18 protein-coding genes are annotated in these 15504 nt (G+C 72.0%); 7 read left to right on the top strand and 11 right to left on the bottom strand.

What is annotated here, in order from left to right:
- The first annotated feature begins 4 nt into the window (after positions 1 to 4).
- Positions 5 to 865: an NAD(P)H-binding protein gene (locus ACFPIH_RS00665; protein WP_381166080.1), complete on the top strand. Its 861-nt coding sequence runs from the start codon at positions 5 to 7 to the stop codon at positions 863 to 865.
- A 24-nt stretch (positions 866 to 889) separates the two neighbouring features.
- Here ACFPIH_RS00665 and ACFPIH_RS00660 read toward each other — a convergent pair whose 3' ends face one another.
- The 5 genes from ACFPIH_RS00660 to ACFPIH_RS00640 are packed head-to-tail and all read right to left on the bottom strand — an operon-like array spanning position 890 to position 3547.
- The gene (locus ACFPIH_RS00660; RefSeq protein WP_381166079.1) at positions 890 to 1312 is read right to left on the bottom strand and encodes an acyl-CoA thioesterase; all 423 of its coding nucleotides are present in this window, start codon (positions 1310 to 1312) and stop codon (positions 890 to 892) included.
- 41 nt (positions 1313 to 1353) lie between these two features.
- On the bottom strand, positions 1354 to 1983 hold the full coding sequence (locus tag ACFPIH_RS00655; protein WP_381166077.1) for a hypothetical protein: 630 nt from the start codon (positions 1981 to 1983) through the stop codon (positions 1354 to 1356).
- A 38-nt stretch (positions 1984 to 2021) separates the two neighbouring features.
- On the bottom strand, positions 2022 to 2606 hold the full coding sequence (locus ACFPIH_RS00650; protein ID WP_381166075.1) for a histidine phosphatase family protein: 585 nt from the start codon (positions 2604 to 2606) through the stop codon (positions 2022 to 2024).
- A gap of 15 nt (positions 2607 to 2621) precedes the next feature.
- Positions 2622 to 2792: a DUF397 domain-containing protein gene (locus ACFPIH_RS00645; RefSeq protein WP_381166073.1), complete on the bottom strand. Its 171-nt coding sequence runs from the start codon at positions 2790 to 2792 to the stop codon at positions 2622 to 2624.
- On the bottom strand, positions 2789 to 3547 hold the full coding sequence (locus ACFPIH_RS00640; RefSeq protein WP_465270361.1) for a helix-turn-helix domain-containing protein: 759 nt from the start codon (positions 3545 to 3547) through the stop codon (positions 2789 to 2791). Before ACFPIH_RS00640 ends, ACFPIH_RS00645 begins: the two co-directional genes overlap by 4 nt.
- 193 nt (positions 3548 to 3740) lie before the next feature.
- Here ACFPIH_RS00640 and ACFPIH_RS00635 point away from each other — a divergent pair, with 193 nt between their 5' ends.
- Positions 3741 to 4196 carry an ATP-binding protein gene (locus tag ACFPIH_RS00635; RefSeq protein ID WP_381166069.1) on the top strand — a complete coding sequence of 152 codons (456 nt, stop codon included), beginning with the start codon at positions 3741 to 3743 and terminating at the stop codon, positions 4194 to 4196.
- On the opposite strand, the gene ACFPIH_RS00630 is transcribed toward ACFPIH_RS00635, so the two are convergent.
- Positions 4184 to 5392 (bottom strand): pyridoxal phosphate-dependent aminotransferase, encoded by a 1209-nt coding sequence (locus ACFPIH_RS00630; protein ID WP_381166067.1) that lies wholly within the window; start codon positions 5390 to 5392, stop codon positions 4184 to 4186. The two genes, ACFPIH_RS00635 and ACFPIH_RS00630, sit on opposite strands and share 13 nt — an antisense overlap.
- 87 nt (positions 5393 to 5479) lie before the next feature.
- Here ACFPIH_RS00630 and ACFPIH_RS00625 point away from each other — a divergent pair, with 87 nt between their 5' ends.
- Positions 5480 to 6106, top strand: coding sequence for a winged helix-turn-helix transcriptional regulator (locus tag ACFPIH_RS00625; RefSeq protein WP_381166065.1), 627 nt, complete (start codon positions 5480 to 5482; stop codon positions 6104 to 6106).
- A 44-nt stretch (positions 6107 to 6150) separates the two neighbouring features.
- Here the strand turns inward: ACFPIH_RS00625 and ACFPIH_RS00620 are convergent, their stop codons facing one another.
- Genes ACFPIH_RS00620 through ACFPIH_RS00610 form a run of 3 tightly spaced genes read right to left on the bottom strand, consistent with a single transcriptional unit; the run spans position 6151 to position 9789 of the window.
- Complete coding sequence (locus ACFPIH_RS00620; RefSeq protein ID WP_381166063.1) at positions 6151 to 6963, bottom strand: hypothetical protein; 813 nt, start codon at positions 6961 to 6963, stop codon at positions 6151 to 6153.
- A complete protein-coding gene (locus tag ACFPIH_RS00615; RefSeq protein WP_381166061.1) occupies positions 6963 to 8225 on the bottom strand; it encodes a VWA domain-containing protein in 1263 nt (420 codons plus the stop codon). Before ACFPIH_RS00615 ends, ACFPIH_RS00620 begins: the two co-directional genes overlap by 1 nt.
- Positions 8226 to 8283: 58 nt before the next feature.
- Positions 8284 to 9789: an IucA/IucC family protein gene (locus ACFPIH_RS00610; RefSeq protein WP_381166059.1), complete on the bottom strand. Its 1506-nt coding sequence runs from the start codon at positions 9787 to 9789 to the stop codon at positions 8284 to 8286.
- 116 nt (positions 9790 to 9905) lie between these two features.
- Here ACFPIH_RS00610 and ACFPIH_RS00605 point away from each other — a divergent pair, with 116 nt between their 5' ends.
- The gene (locus ACFPIH_RS00605; protein WP_381166057.1) at positions 9906 to 11453 is read left to right on the top strand and encodes an IucA/IucC family protein; all 1548 of its coding nucleotides are present in this window, start codon (positions 9906 to 9908) and stop codon (positions 11451 to 11453) included.
- Positions 11454 to 11579: 126 nt separating this feature from the next.
- Here ACFPIH_RS00605 and ACFPIH_RS00600 read toward each other — a convergent pair whose 3' ends face one another.
- The gene (locus tag ACFPIH_RS00600) at positions 11580 to 11906 is read right to left on the bottom strand and encodes a helix-turn-helix transcriptional regulator (protein ID WP_381166055.1); all 327 of its coding nucleotides are present in this window, start codon (positions 11904 to 11906) and stop codon (positions 11580 to 11582) included.
- Here ACFPIH_RS00600 and ACFPIH_RS00595 point away from each other — a divergent pair.
- Genes ACFPIH_RS00595 through ACFPIH_RS00585 form a run of 3 tightly spaced genes read left to right on the top strand, consistent with a single transcriptional unit; the run spans position 11826 to position 13865 of the window.
- A complete protein-coding gene (locus ACFPIH_RS00595) occupies positions 11826 to 12632 on the top strand; it encodes an ANTAR domain-containing protein (RefSeq protein WP_381166053.1) in 807 nt (268 codons plus the stop codon). The two genes, ACFPIH_RS00600 and ACFPIH_RS00595, sit on opposite strands and share 81 nt — an antisense overlap.
- 37 nt (positions 12633 to 12669) lie before the next feature.
- A complete protein-coding gene (locus ACFPIH_RS00590; protein WP_381166051.1) occupies positions 12670 to 13575 on the top strand; it encodes a HipA family kinase in 906 nt (301 codons plus the stop codon).
- Positions 13572 to 13865: an Rdx family protein gene (locus tag ACFPIH_RS00585; protein ID WP_381166049.1), complete on the top strand. Its 294-nt coding sequence runs from the start codon at positions 13572 to 13574 to the stop codon at positions 13863 to 13865. The genes ACFPIH_RS00590 and ACFPIH_RS00585 overlap by 4 nt, the downstream gene beginning before the upstream one ends.
- Here ACFPIH_RS00585 and aceB read toward each other — a convergent pair.
- Positions 13855 to 15477, bottom strand: coding sequence for a malate synthase A (aceB, locus tag ACFPIH_RS00580; RefSeq protein ID WP_381166047.1), 1623 nt, complete (start codon positions 15475 to 15477; stop codon positions 13855 to 13857). The two genes, ACFPIH_RS00585 and aceB, sit on opposite strands and share 11 nt — an antisense overlap.
- Positions 15478 to 15504 lie beyond the last annotated feature (27 nt).

Raw genomic sequence — 15504 nt, 5'->3', positions numbered from 1 at the left:
CACGGTGGTGGACATGATCCTTGTGACCGGTGCCACGGGCACCATCGGCGGTGAAGTCGTACGACAGCTCTCGGCACGCGGCGAGCAGGTGCGCGCCCTGGCCCGGGACCCGGCGAAGGCCCGGGTGCCCTCGGGCGTGCAGGTGGTACGCGGGGACTACCTCGACCCCGACTCCCTGGAGCCGGGCATGTCCGGGGTGACGGCCGCGTTCCTGGTGGGTGTCCCCGGCCCGGGCACGCGGCACGACCGGGACATGGTGGCCGCCGCCGTCGCGGCGGGCGTGCCCCGTCTGGTGAAGCTTTCCGCGATCGCGACCGGCGATCCCGACGTGGGTCCCTCGGGGACCTGGCATGTCGCCGGGGAGGAGGCCGTGCGCGAGAGCGGGGCGCGGTGGACGGTACTGCGTCCCTCGTCCTTCGCGTCGAACACCCTGAGCTGGGCCGAGGCGATCAGGGCGGGGAAACCGGTTCCGAACCTGACCGGCCACGGGGCGCAGGGCGTCGTCGATCCGCGGGACGTGTCCGAGGCCGCGGTACGGGCGCTGCTGGACCGGGGGCCGGCCGGGCGGACGTACACGCTGACCGGACCGGAGGCGATCAGCGTGCCAGGCCAGGCTGCGGTGCTCGCCGCGGTCCTCGGACGTCCGGTGACGACACACGACCTCGCTCCGGACGAGACCCGTGAGCACCTGCTCGCCTGGGGCATGGACGAGGCACAGGCGGCGGGGGTTCTGGCCGCCACCGCCTACGTCCGCCGGGGCGGCAATACCCTGGTCACCGACGACCTGGCGGCACTGCTCGGACGGCCGGCGCGGACGTACCGTGAGTGGGCGCGGGACCACCGGAAGGCGTTCGGGGCCGGGTGAGGCGGCAGCGGGAACCGGTCCGACCTACAGGCCGAACACCCCCGGGTCCGTGGCCAGTTCCTTGAAGTAGGAGCGTGGGTCGGCCACCATCCGGCGCGCCTTGAGGTCCAACAGGCCGCCGACCGACTCGAGTTCGGCCGCCACCGTGCCGTCGGCCCTGACGATGGACTGCTGGATGCGGAAGGTCTTGCCGGTGCCCCACTCGAAGGTGCAGGTCACATCGACCTCGTCACCGGCGAGGAGTTCGCGCTTGTAGCGGATCGTGGTCTCCAGCCCGACCGGCCCGACACCCCGGTCGACCAGAGCGGCCTGGCTGACACCCGCGGCCTGCAGTAACGACCAGCGGGCGTGTTCCGCGTAGTTGATGTACACGGCCTGGTTGACGTGCCCCTGTACGTCCGTCTCGTACCCGCGGACGGTGACCCGCACGGAAAACGGTTCGCTCACGGTTTCCCTTTCTCGTGGAGACACCGATCTTGACACGCGTCCTACACCCGGCGCGGAGAAGCCAGCAGATAGCGCTCTCTGGTCCGGGGGTCGGTGTGCTCGCCGGCCTGCCAGCCCGCCTTCTCCAGTGTGGCCGCGCAGGCCCGCAGTGTCGCGTCGTCCGGCCCGCGCACGGCGACGGCCTCCGGCTGCGGTGTCGCCCGCACCCGGTAGCCCCCGGTGCCGGTGCCCTCGGGAGGGTGTCCGGCCGCCTCCAGGGCGAGCGCGGCGGCCCGCACGAGATGCTGCCGCTCCCAGCCGCACGGCCGGTCCATGGCACCGTCGGGGTTCGTCATCCGGCGCAGCTCCAGCAGCCCCTGCCACGCGCTGTGCACCTCGCGTGCGCGGGCGGGACCGGCCGGAGGCCCGTCCTCCTCGCCGCCGACCCGCGCGGCGAACCCACCGGCGGTCGGCTTGGGTGCCTCGGGAGCGGGCTCAGGCGCGGCCTCCGCCTCTCTCGCCCGATGCCCCGCCGGGGTCAGGAAGTGGTCGTGCGGCGGGCGCGCGTGCCGGAAGGCCAGACCTCGCTTCACCAGCGCCGCGAGCTGTGTCTCCGTGCCCCTGAGCCGGCCCGTCACCGGATCGGCGGCCTCGATCATCCGCCGCTGCGCGGCGGTCGGCGGTCGTGTCACGGCGGCCCCCTCCGAGCGCTGTCCCTCTCCCCAGAAGGCTACGACCCGGCTCTGACATTCCAGGCGGCGATCACCGGCCGCCCGTGCTCCGTGCCCAGCCGGCTCAGCGTGCCCGTACCGAGCTGGAACATCGCCCCCGCCGAGGGGGCCAGCCCCAGGTAGCGCGCGGTCAGCACCCGCAGGAAGTGTCCGTGCGCCACCAGCACCACATCGCCCTCGGCGGGCACCTTGGCCAGCATCCGGTCCGCCCGCTCCCCGACCTGCTCGGGCGTCTCCCCGGGGCGATCGGGAGGGCCGGGCGCGACCCCGTCGTCGAACAGGAACCAGCCGGGCCGGGTCCGCTGGATCTCGGCGGTCGTCACGCCCTCGTCCCCGCCGTAGTCCCACTCCCGCAGATCCGCGTCGACCCGCAGGTCGTGCAGCCCGATCAGCTCCGCCGTCTCCCGCGCCCGCTCCAACGGGCTGACGAACGCGGCGCCGACCCGCAGCGACCGGATCAGCGGCGCGAGCCGCAGCGCCTCGGCCCGCCCGTCGTCGGTCAGCGGTACGTCCGTCCAGCCCGTATGCCGCCCGGACCGCGACCACTCGGTCTCACCGTGCCGGACAAGGATAAGATCACCCACGTTTGTCAGCGTACGTCAGCGCTGCGCGGCGTACGACAGGAAGTCGGCCCAGCCCTTCGGGGAGACGGCGAACTGGGGGCCGCCGTCGTTCTTGGAGTCGCGTATGTGGATCGTTTCGGGCGTGAGGGCGACTTCCACGCAGGCCGGGCCGTCGTCGGTGCTGTAGCTGCTCTTGATCCACTTCATGTCTCTCCAAGGGCTTTCTCGATGAAGGCCAGCGACTCCTGCGGCGGCAGCGCCTGAGCCCGGATGACCCCGTAGCGCAGCTCAAGGATCTGGATTTCCTTGCGATCCGAGATCAGCCGACTGGTGCGCTGCACTTCGTTGTGCACCACCGTGTTGCCCTCCTTGAGCCGCAGCAGGGTGAATGGCCCGCCGAGGCTGGCGTTGTCCTCGCGATCCAGTGGCAGTACCTGGATCTCGACGTTCCGCATCTGGCCGGCTTCCAACAGTCGTTCGAGCTGTCGGCGCAGGACCATTTTGCCCCCGATCCGCCGCCGCAGTGTCGCCTCATCGTGAACGAAGCTGAAGGCGGGGAGCGTTTGGGAGCTGTTGAGGATCGCCTGGCGTGCAAGGCGGGCCGTGACGAGCCGCTCCAGTTCCTCCTCGGAGAACGCCGGGCGGCGCGAGTGGAACACGGCCCGCAGATACTCCTCCGTCTGCAACAGCCCGTTGATGACGGAGTTGTCGTAGGCGCAGACCTCGACCGCCTCGTCCTCGATCTTCTTCAGGTCCCGGACCTTCTTCGGGTACCGCGCCTCCTCGACGTCCTTCTCCAGGCCGGAGATCAGGCCGCCCGCCCCGAGGACCTTGTCCGCCGCCTCCAGGAACTGTGGCTTCGGCGCGCGGCGGCCCCGCTCCACCGACGACACCTGCTCCTCGCTGTACTGGATCGCCTTGCCCAGCTCGGCCTGCGTCAGCCCCTTCCGCTCGCGGCACATCTTGACGACCTTGCCGACGGTCCGCAGTACCGCCGCCGACTCCTCGTCGTCCGTCTGTTCCGTCGCGTCCACCGTCGGACACCTCCTCGTAGCGCGTCGCCGCCCGGACAGGCCCGGACGGTGAGCGGACAGTGACGCTGCGTACTGCCGCCGTTGCTGTTCAGAGTAGAGTCGACCGACCACGCTGAGTGACATGAATGTGGAGATTGCCCACCCCACCCCCACGCGTCACTTCGTCATCCGCCTGTCGGCGACCCCGAGAGGCGCACGCCTTGCCCGGCATCTCGCCGCCGAGCAACTCGACGGCTGGGGCTGGCCCTACGCCAGTGACGCGAACGGCACGGCCGCCCTGCTCGTCGCCGAGCTCGCTTCGAACGCCGTACGGCACGGCAGGGAGCGGGGGCGGGACTTCCGGCTTCGGCTGACGCTCTACGCGGAGGACGGCATGCTCCGTATCGAGGTGGCGGACGCCCGCCCCGAGCGCCGCCCGCCCACTCCGGGAACGCTCCGACTCCCCGCCCCCGATGCGGAGTCGGGGCGGGGGCTGCTCCTCGTCGAGGCCCTGTCGAGTCACTGGGGCGCGACGTGGGGGGATCAGTGCACCAAGACGGTGTGGTGTGAGGTCGAGGGGCCGGGCTACTGCCGGTAGCCGCTCAGGAAGCGGCCGATGCGGCCGATCGCCGTCTCCAGGTCCTCCGCGTGGGGGAGGGTGAGGATGCGGAAGTGGTCGGGGGTGGGCCAGTTGAAGCCGGTGCCCTGCACGACCTGGATCTTCTCCTGCAACAGCAGGTCCAGGACGAACTTCTCGTCGTCGTGGATCGGGTGGACCTTGGGGTCGATGCGCGGGAAGGCGTACAGCGCGCCCTTCGGCCTCACGCATGACACGCCCGGGATGTCGTTGAGCTTCTCCCAGGCCACGTTGCGCTGTTCGTACAGCCTGCCGCCCGGGACGGTGAGGTCGCGGATGGACTGTCGGCCGCCCAGGGCGGCCTGGATGGCGTACTGGGCGGGCGCGTTGGCGCACAGGCGCATGGAGGCCAGCATGGTGAGGCCCTCCAGGTAGTCGCGCGCGTGCTGTTTGGGACCGGTCACGACGAGCCAGCCGGAGCGGAAGCCGGCCACGCGGTACGTCTTCGACAGGCCGCAGAAGGTGAGGACCACCAGATCGGGGGCGAGGGCCGCGGTCGAGTGGTGGACGGCGTCGTCGTAGAGGATCTGGTCGTAGATCTCGTCGGCGAAGACCATCAGGCCGTGCCTGCGGGCCAGGTCGAGGATGCCCTCGATGATCTCCTTGGGGTAGACCGCGCCGGTGGGGTTGTTCGGGTTGATGATCACGACGGCCTTCGTGCGGTCGGTGATCTTCGACGCCATGTCGGCCAGGTCCGGGTACCAGTCGGCCTGCTCGTCGCAGAGGTAGTGGACCGCCTTGCCGCCCGCGAGGGTGGTCACCGCCGTCCAGAGGGGGAAGTCGGGGGCGGGGATGAGGATCTCGTCGCCGTCCTCCACGAGCGCCTGTACGGCCATCGAGATCAGCTCGGAGATGCCGTTGCCGAGGAAGACGTCGTCGACGCCGACCTCCAGGCCCAGGGTCTGGTAGCGCTGGGCCACGGCCCGGCGGGCGGAGAGGATGCCGCGCGAGTCGGTGTAGCCGTGCGCCTGCGGCAGCATCCGGATCATGTCCTGGAGGATCTCCTCCGGCGCCTCGAAGCCGAACAGTGCCGGGTTGCCGGTGTTCAGGCGCAGGACGCTGTGGCCCGCCTCCTCCAGCGCGTTCGCGTGCTCGACCACCGGGCCGCGGATCTCGTAGCAGACCTCGCTGAGCTTGTTCGACTGCCGGAACTCCATGCGCGCTCGCTCCTCCGGTATCTGGTGTTGCTTGGTTTTACCAAGTCCACGCTTGGAAAGTCCAACGACATGTCTAGACTGCGTCGCATGTCACCTCGCCGAAGCTACGACCAGTACTGTTCCGCCGCCCGTGCGCTCGACGTCGTCGGCGACCGCTGGACTCTGCTGATCGTCCGGGAGTTGCTCGCCGGCCCGCGCCGCTACACGGACCTGCACGCCGACCTCCCGGGGGTCAGCACGGACGTACTCGCCGGGCGGCTCAAGGACATGGAACGGGACGGGCTCGCGACCCGGCGCCGGCTGCCGCCGCCCGGCGCGGCCTACGTGTACGAACTCACCGGTCGGGGGCGCGAGTTGCTGCCCGTGCTTCAGGCGCTCGGGAAGTGGGGCGAGGGTGAGCTGGGGGAGCGACGGCCGACCGACGCCGTGCGCGCGCACTGGTTCGCCTTGCCGTTGCTGCGTGGGCTCGAGGGCGAGGGGCTCGTCGAAGTCCGGCTGGAGGAGGGGGACTTCCATCTGCACGTCGGTGCGGAGGACGGTCCCGTCTACGGCGCCGGAGCCGCACCCCGTGAGCCCGACGCCCGGCTCTCGCTGGACGCCGGCACCTGTACTGCCGTCGCCCGTGGGGAGTTGGGCGTGCTGGACGCCGTGCGCGCCGGGCGGATCGAGGTCGGCGGTGACGGCACCCTGGCGAAGGCCCTGCGCGAGGCATGAGAGAAGGCCCACCGCAGTACTGCGATGGGCCTCCTGAAATGGCGTCAGGCGCCCGGCGGTACGTTCCTCGGGCGTCCCGAGCCGCGCGTCAGCGTGTAGCCGCCGATGCCCGCCAGGGCGGCCAGCGCCGCGCCGATCGCCGTCCACACCCAGCGGTCGGACCACCAGCCGGAGGCCCAGCCGTCGTCCGGCTCCAGGCTCGACAGGACGGCCGAGGCCGAATCGTCGTCCCCCTCGTCCTTCGCCTTCGACTCGACCGCGATGCCCGGTACCAGCGGCTCCGCCAGTGAGCCGTCCACGGCCGACGAGCCGCCGATGTCCTTGGAGTTCACCTGGAGTTCGGCGCTCACCGGGAGGCCGAGGTCGGCCGCCTGGAGGCGGACGGCCGTCAGCCGGACGTAGTACGTGCCCGGCAGCGGGTCGTCGGCCCACGGCTCCGACCAGGCCCTGACGGTGCGCAGCACACAGGCCAGCTCGACCGACGCGGCGCCCTGGGCGGCGGTGCGGGTCTGCGCGCCGTACTGGCAGGCCTGGCGGCGCCGCAGGCCGTCGTAGACGTCGATCTGCCAGGTCTGCGCGACATGCTCGTCCGGGAACTTCACCGTGGCCTTCACGGTGGGGCGCCCGCCCGAGTCGGCCGGGAACGACCAGTACAGGTAGTCACCCGTGGAGGCGCTCGCGGTGGCCTTCTGGCCCTGCTCGACCTCCGTCGCCGTACGGAAGGACGTACCGGCCGAGGTGGGCGCGGAACCGCTGTCGTCCGACGGGCTCGCCGAGGGGGAGGAGTCGGCGGCCGCCGGTCCCGCCGCCAGGCCCAGGGCCAGCAGGGCGGTACTCAACACACGTGTGATGCGCATCAGTTGGTCCTCCAGACCGCGAGACGCCAGCGCGACAGCCAGCCCCAGAGCAGACCCGCGATGAAGCCCGCCAGTACCAGCACGCCGAGCAGCCACCAGCCGCGGCCGAGGCCGAAGGACGCCACGTCGCTCGCCTGCGACGGGCCCTCCACCACGTCCACGGTCAGCTCCACCGGCATGCCCGGTGTGGTCTTCACCCCGGACCCGGCGGAGTAGGAGTTCGTCAGCTGGAGACAGACCGTCTCGGCCGGCGCGTCGTCCTCGTCGCTCTCCGCCTTCGGGTAGCGCAGGCCCGTGGAGATGACGTCCGTGCGGCCGATGCCCGCCGTCTCGCCGCGCACGATCTCCCGGCCGTGCACGGTGACCGCCCGCAGCAGCACCCCGTAGTCCGGGTTCATCGCCCGGTCGGAGGCGACGCTCACCGAGGCCCGCAGCTCCTGGCCCGGGTCGACGTCGACCCGGTACCAGCGCTCCTGGCCGAACTCCTCGCGGTCGGTGTAGAGGCCCGACTTGAGCGTGGGCGCCGCGGAGCAGGAGTCCGCGCCCTCGGTGGCGACCGGCGTGACCACCGGGTCGGCCGCGCGGTCCACCAACTGGTTGACCTTGTCGGTGAGTTCGTCGGTGTGCTCGACCGAGGTGTAGGTGCCGCCGGTGGCCTCGGCGATACAGCTGAGCTGCTGGCGCATCTTGGTGTTCGGCACCAGGCCGAGGGTGTCGATGGTCAGGCCGATGCCCTTGGCCGCGATCTCGCGGGCCACCTCGCACGGGTCGAGCGGCGCGCAGGTGTCCTCGCCGTCGCTGATCAGCACGATCCGCTTCGAGCCGGTGCCGCCGTCGAGGTCGTCGGCCGCCTTCAGCAGAGCGGGGCCGATCGGTGTCCAGCCGGTGGGGGAGAGCGTCGCCACCGCAGTCTTGGCCTCGGTGCGGTCCAGCGGGCCGACCGGGTAGAGCTGCGCGGTGTCCTTGCAGCCCGTCTTCTGGTCGTCGCCCGGGTAGTTGGCGCCGAGGGTGCGGATGCCGAGCTGGACCTCCTCGGGGGTCGCGTCCAGCACCTCGTTGAACGCCTGCTTGGCCGCGGCCATGCGCGTCCCGCCGTCTATGTCCTTCGTCCGCATGGAACCGCTGACGTCGAGGACCAGGTCGACCTTGGGCGCGAGGGCGGTGGTCTCGTCGGCGACCGCTCCGGCCGGGAACGCGATCCCGGCCGCGAGCGCGGCGAACAGGGCGCAGACGCCCGCCGCCAGCCGTTGTGTTCTGATCATCGGCGGATCCTATTGAGCGGAGGCGTCACCTCACAAAACGTCACCTGACGAAACGGGGTCAGGCGCCCCCGCGCACAAGGGGATTGGGGAGCAGCGCCCACTGGTCCCCGGGCGTTCCCGGTGACAGCCGCATCAGCGTCAGCGCCTTGGCCGGTACCGGCTCCTCGCACAGCGCCACCAGGTCCGGCGTGCGCGGCAGTTGGCGAACCGCTGTCCCCAACGCCGCCTCCAGAGCCGTACCGTCGCCCGTGGTGCCCGCCAGCGTGCCCGCCACGAGGGAGCCGAACAGCTTGCGGCGCAGGGCCGTCACATCGTCGGTGAGGATGCGTGCGGGCAGGTCCGGCGGCAGCGCGATGCCGTGCCGGGCCAGCCGGGACGGGCCGACGCGGATGTCCGCCAGGTCGCGGTAGACCAGCCGCAGCGGGGTGCCGGCCGAGGACAGGACGACGAGGAGGTTCTGGCCGTGGGCCTCCAGGGCCACCCCCAGCTCCAGCAGCCGCAGCCCGGCGGTGAGCGCGAGACGGGCGAACTCCGCCGACCAGGCGGGGGAGTCGGGCAGACCGGTCAGGGGCAGGGCGGCCACCGGCACCACCCGCTCGCCCGGGCCCGCGTACACCGCCGGTGACTCCCGCAGCACGGCCGCCAGGTCGGGGGAGTCGGGGGTGGCCGCGCCGAACGTCCGGGTGAAGTGCAGCAGCCCGTCCGTGTGTTCGGCCAGCGTCTCCGCGAACGCCGACAGGGCCGCCGAGGCGGCGACGGACGCGACGGAGATGTCCCGCACCGAGGACGTCAGCCGGGCGCTCAGCGAGGTCTTGACATGCGGCCCGCCGGGAACGGCGAGCGTGCGCAGCGACATCAGCGGACGGGCCGTCAGGCCCTGCTCGCAGGACCGCTTCAGTACGTGTTCCGCCTGCCACGGATGCACCGGGATCAGCAGCCGCTCCCCGTCCCGCAGGTCCTTCGGCCACTCGCCCGACACCAGGCACTCGGCGGCCGGCACCGGCAGCAGCGCGAGCCGCACCTCGGGCCGGTGCTCCGGGCCGTACGCCAGCTGCTCGGCCACCGAGAAGCCGGGCCGGGAACGGCAGTTGGGGTGGTACGGGTGGCCGTCGACGACCCGCTGCTCCCACTCCCAGTCATGTACCGGCTCCTTCGTGGAGGGCTGCTGCGCGGCGCGGGACAGTGCCAACGAGGCGGCGCTGTGGCCGAGTTCGGCCGCGAAGGCCGTCCCGTTCGGCACGCCGAGGTCGGTGAGCAGCCGCGCGGGATCGTCGTAGGACACCCCCGCCAGCTCCACGGCGGTCACGTACGCCGTCGTCGCGTACGGGTCGGGACCCGGGCCGTTCAGTGCGCGGCCGTCGCGCAGACGCAGGGTCAGGTCCTCCGCGCCGTGCTCGCGCCGCTCGATCCAGGGCAGCGGCTCATGGGCGAGGGCCCGCCACAGCCGGGTCAGCACGGCCGCCCGGGCGCCGGGCAGTCCGGCCGTGAACCGGGGGCCGAGGTCGGGGCGGACGGCGGCGAGATCCGCGGCCACCTCGGCCTCGGCGGTGGGGGGACGGTGCACGGGCGGGCTCCTCGGGTACGGACAGGACGTCAGGGCGTCAGGACGGGCGCGGGATCACAGCGATGGACAGCGATACTTGTCTGATCGTCTCCGCCCGAATGAACCGTAGGGAACGAGTGAACCGCGTGGATCCCATCCCCCCGCACGCCGGTGCCGCAGCCGACGGTATCGCCGCCGTGCCGCTGCTGAACTGCCTGCTGCGGGAGGTGGCCGAACCGCTGCCCGCGCACGGGGAGCCCGGCGGACGGGTCCTGGACCGGCAGCCCGCGCACGGCGCGCCCGGCGGGCGGTTCCTGTACCGGCTGCCCGGCACCGGGCGGCTGCTGCGGGTGCGCGGTGCCCGGCGGCCCGCCGAGCCCGAGGTGGAGGCGGACGGCGTCTGGCACCGCCTCGACCACACCGAGCTGGTCAAACTGGTCGCGGAGGAGCTGCGCCGGCACACCGGCCTGTCCAACCACGAGCTGCCCGCCGAGATGACCGACAGCCGGGACGCGGTCGCCGCGCTGCTCGCCGTACGCGCGCGTGCCGTTCCGCCCGCCGACCCCTACCGGCTCTCCGAGCAGTCGCTCCTCACCGGTCACTCCCACCACCCGGCCCCGAAGGCGCGCGGCGGCGGCCCGGCCGCCGGGTGGCTGCCGTACGCCCCCGAGGCGTACGCCCGCTTCCCGCTCGCCCTGCTCGGCGTGCGCGCGGACCTGGTCGTCGAGGAGGGCGACACCTCCGCGCTGGACGCGCTCGGCACGGCCCCGCCCGGCTACCGGCTGCTGCCCGCCCACCCCTGGCAGCTCGACCTGGTGGGCGGCGCGCTGACGGAGGCGTTCGCCGACGGCCGTCTGGTCCGGCTCGGCACGACCGCCTTCGACACCTGGCCGACCGCCGCGATCCGCACCCTGTACGCCCCCGAGCACGACCTCTTCCTGAAGTTCAGCCTCGATGTGCGCATCACCAACGACATCCGCCGGCTGTGGCGCCACGACCTGCTGAAACTGCGCCGGACCGACGCGGCGGCCACCCGTGCCTTCGCCGCGATCGACGGCCCGGCGGCCTGGCTCGGCGACCGCGGCTACCGCACCGCGTCCTTCGCCTTCGAGGAACTCGCCGTACTGGTCCGTGACGGCCTCGACGGCCATCTTGCCCCCGGCACCACCCCACTCCTCGCCGCGGCCCTCGTGGAGGGCTTCCCGGGCAGCCCGCCGGCCGCCGCGACCGACCCGGCGGGCTGGTGGCGGGCGTACCTCGCGGCCGTCGTACCGCCGGCGCTCACGGCCTTCGGCGACCACGGGGTCGTACTCGAAGCGCATCTGCAGAACACGCTGATCGCCGTCGACGAGGACGGCATGCCGGTGCAGGCGCTGTACCGGGACGCCGAGGGCGTGAAACTGCTGTCGGACGTGTCACGGGCGGCCGGCTGGGAGCGGCTGGTGTACACGCTGGTCGTCAACCACCTCGCCGAACTCGCCGCGCTGCTCGCCGAGCGGCACGCGGGGTTCGACCCCTGGCCGGACGTGCGCCGCGAACTGGCACGCCACGACCTGCCCGAGGCGCACGCCCTGCTCGGCGCGCCCACCCTGCCCGGCAAGACGAACCTCCTGCTGCGCTGGACCGGCGCGGACGGCGCCGACGCCCGCTATCTGCCCCTCCCGAACCCGCTGGCCGGTACCTGAGCCCCGCCTTCGCGGGCCGGGGCGGTGAGGAGGCCCGGGCGGGGATACCCGGTCGTTCTCGGGCGGCGCCGGCTCCGAAGGACGGAAGGCGTCCGTGACCGTGCCACTCCTTTCCGGGCCGCGGGGTCAGGTGGCTGGCTGGTCGCTGCGGGTGTCGTCGTGCCGTAGGAGGAAGACCAGCAGTTCGCCGACGGTGAGTCCGGATTCCGCCGGGTGCCGGAGGATCGTGCCGGGCTGGATGTGGTAGACGTTCGCCCGGCCTTCGCGGGTGTGGGTCAGATACCCGTCGGCCTCGAGGTCGGTGATGATCTTCTGCACGGCCCGTTCGGTGAGCCGGCAGCGCGCGGCGATGTCGCGGATGCGGGTGGAGCGGTGACCTGCGATGGCGGCGAGTACGCGGGCGTGGTTGGTGAGAAACGTCCAGCCCGTGTGCGGCTCCGGCACTTGGTCCATGAGCCCCAGGGTAGGGGACTCCGTTCGCGCATTCAAAAGCATGAAATAGATTTCCGGTATCTCTTGACGCGAAATAGCGGGCGGGGCAGCCTGAAGTGGAGTCAGCGCCCTCGCGTGGAGGCAGCCATGCATCACCTGATCGTCACGATCTCCGGCGAATGGGACATCACCGGCGCGCAACGGCTGCGCAGGGTGCTGGAGGACGCCGTCGACCGGTGCGACCAGCAGGTGGAACTGGACCTGAGCGGAGTCACGTTCTGCGACTGCTCGGTGCTCAACGCCCTGCTGGACGCGCGGCTGCGGGCGTTGGGACAGGGCAAGACGCTCACCGTGCGGGCGGCCGGCCCCTTCGTGCGCAGACTCCTGGCCACGACGGAAACGTCACAGCTGTTCGCGGGCACCCCGGAAGACCTGCGCAACGAGATCACCCAGCTGCGCCGCGCCATGCGGACGCGTCCCGCGATCGACCAGGCCAGAGGCGTCCTGATGGCCACGTTCTCGCTGAGCGCCGGGGACGCGTGGGCCGTACTGGTCGCGGTCTCCCAGCACACGAACACCAAGCTGCACCACATCGCCGAGGAACTCCTGACGGCCGTCCACGGTGAAGCGCTGGCCGAGACGACGCAGAGACACCTCGCCGCGGCGGTGAGCGCGCGCCGCGAGGGCGGGGCCACCTCGGCGGACCGCTCGTCGGCGGGCGGCCGGTACCCCCGGTTAGACTGCTGACTTCATGCCGGAGGCCGGAAGCAAGGGGTGCGGCGCCATGCTGAGAGAGGTCACGGCAACGCGCTATGTCGAGCCCCTGCGGTCCGGCGGCTCCGTGCCCGGCGTCGTCGAGGCCGACGACCTGGGCACGTACGTCGTCAAGTTCACCGGCTCCGCGCAGGGCCGCCGGGCGCTGGTCGCCGAGGTGATCGTCGGGGAGCTGGCGCGCGCCCTCGGGCTGCGCTTCCCCGAGCTGGTGCTCGTGCACTTCGACCCGGCCGTCGCCGACGACGAGCCGCACCAGGAGGTGCGGGACCTGCACGCCGCGAGCGCCGGCCTCAACCTCGGCATGGACTTCCTGCCGGGCGCCCGGGACTTCACGCCCGAGGTCGCGAAGACCTTCCCCGTGGACCCGCTGGAGGCCGGGCGGATCGTCTGGCTCGACGCCCTGACCGTCAACGTCGACCGTACGGTCCACAGCTCCAACCTGATGATCTGGCCGACGTCCGGGACCGTGCCGCCGCGCCTGTGGCTCATCGACCACGGCGCCGCCCTCGTCTTCCACCACCGCTGGGACGGCGCCGACCCCGGCAAGGCCTACGACTTCCGCCACCACGCCCTCGGCCGCTACGGCCCCGACGTACCCGCCGCCGACGCGGAACTGGCGCCGAAGGTGACCGGGGAACTCCTGCGGAGGGTCGTCGCGGAGGTGCCGGACGCCTGGCTGACGGACTTCGCGACACCGGAGGAGGCCCGGGACGCGTATGTGACGCACCTCCACGCGCGCGTGAAGGCCTCGGCGGCCTGGCTGCCCACCGACTTCCCCGGCGGGGAGGAGCTCGCCGCCGAGGAGGTCCGGCGCGCGGCGAGGAATCGGCGCGGACGCCCCGCGTGGCTCAAGCAGGTACCGGACCTGCACGGAAAGCCCGCGGCCGAACAGGATTGGTCGGTGCACCTGGGATGAGTGGCCGTGTCGAGATCGAGTACTGCACCCAGTGCCGCTGGCTGCCCAGGGCCGCCTGGCTGGCGCAGGAACTGCTGACGACCTTCGAGGCCGAGCTGACCGAACTGGCCCTGCGGCCCGGCACGGGCGGGATCTTCGTGGTCCGCGTCGACGACGAGGTGGTGTGGGACCGCAAGGAGCAGGGGTTCCCCGAGCCCACGGCGGTCAAGCGCGCCGTACGCGACCGGGTGGCCCCGGGGAAGCCCCTGGGCCACTCGGACCGGGCCGGTCAGGACGACATCAGCCCTTGAGCTGCTCGTACGCGGGCAGCGTGAGGAAGTCCGCGTAGTCCTCGTCGAGGGCGACCGTCAGCAGCAGGTCGTGCGCCTGCTGCCAGTGGCCGGCCGCGAAGGCCTCCTCGCCGATCTCCTCGCGGATGGCGGCGAGTTCCTCGGCGGCGACCTTCCGGGCCAGCTCGGCGGTCGCCTTCCGGCCGTTCTCGAACTCGACGCCCGCGTTGATCCACTGCCAGATCTGCGAACGCGAGATCTCGGCCGTCGCCGCGTCCTCCATGAGGTTGAAGATGGCGACCGCGCCGAGCCCGCGCAGCCACGCCTCGATGTAACGGATGCCGACCTGCACGGCGTTGACGAGTCCGGCGTACGTCGGGCTCGCCTCCAGCGAGTCGACCGCGATCAGGTCGGCGGCCTCGACATGGACGTCCTCGCGCAGCCGGTCCTTCTGGTTCGGCCGGTCGCCGAGGACCTTGTCGAAGGACTCCATGGCGATCGGGACCAGGTCGGGGTGGGCGACCCAGGAGCCGTCGAAACCGTCGCCCGCCTCACGGTCCTTGTCGGCGCGGACCTTCTCGAAGGCCACCTTGTTGACTTCCGCGTCCCGGCGGGACGGGATGAACGCCGCCATGCCGCCGATCGCGTGCGCGCCGCGCTTGTGGCAGGTACGGACGAGGAGTTCGGTGTAGGCGCGCATGAACGGGGCGGTCATCGTCACGGCGTTGCGGTCCGGGAGGACGAACTTGGCGCCGCCGTCACGGAAGTTCTTCACGATGGAGAACAGATAGTCCCAGCGGCCCGCGTTCAACCCCGAGGCGTGGTCGCGGAGTTCGTAGAGGATCTCCTCCATCTCGTACGCGGCCGTGATCGTCTCGATCAGGACGGTGGCGCGGACCGTGCCCTGCGGGATGCCGACGTAGTCCTGCGCGAACACGAACACGTCGTTCCACAGGCGGGCTTCGAGGTGCGACTCGGTCTTCGCGAGGTAGAAGTACGGGCCCTTGCCGAGGTCGAGCAGCCGCTGGGCGTTGTGGAAGAAGTACAGACCGAAGTCGACGAGGGCGCCGGGCACCGGCTCGCCGTCCAGCCGGAGGTGACGCTCGTTCAGATGCCAGCCGCGCGGGCGCGTCACGACGGTGGCGAGCTCGTCGGCGTCCTTCAGGGCGTACGACTTGCCGGAGCCCGGGTCCGTGAAGTCGATGTTCCGGGTGTAGGCGTCGATCAGGTTGAGCTGGCCGAGGACGACGTTCTCCCAGGTCGGGGCGGAGGCGTCCTCGAAGTCCGCGAGCCAGACCTTCGCACCCGAGTTGAGGGCGTTGATGGTCATCTTGCGGTCTGTGGGCCCGGTGATCTCGACCCGGCGGTCGTCCAGGGCGGCGGGGGAGGGGGCCACCCGCCAGGAGTCGTCGGCACGGATCGCGGCGGTCTCCGGGAGGAAGTCCAGGGTGGAGGTGCGGGCGATCCCGGCACGGCGCTCGGCGCGCCGGGCGAGCAGCTCGTCACGGCGCGGGGTGAACCGCCGGTGCAGCTCGGCCACGAAGGCGAGGGCCGCCTCCGTGAGGACCTCCTCCTGCCGGGGCAGGGGCACGGCGTCGACGATGGCCAGCGGGGACGGCGCTGGTGCGGACATGAGCTGTCACTTCCTTCAGCGAGCGTG

It is taken from the genome of Streptomyces vulcanius, from assembly GCF_042653945.1.
GTDB lineage: Bacteria > Actinomycetota > Actinomycetes > Streptomycetales > Streptomycetaceae > Streptomyces > Streptomyces mangrovi.
The sequence above is the reverse complement of the archived record's forward strand: the minus strand, read 5'-3'. Positions and strand labels throughout refer to the sequence as shown.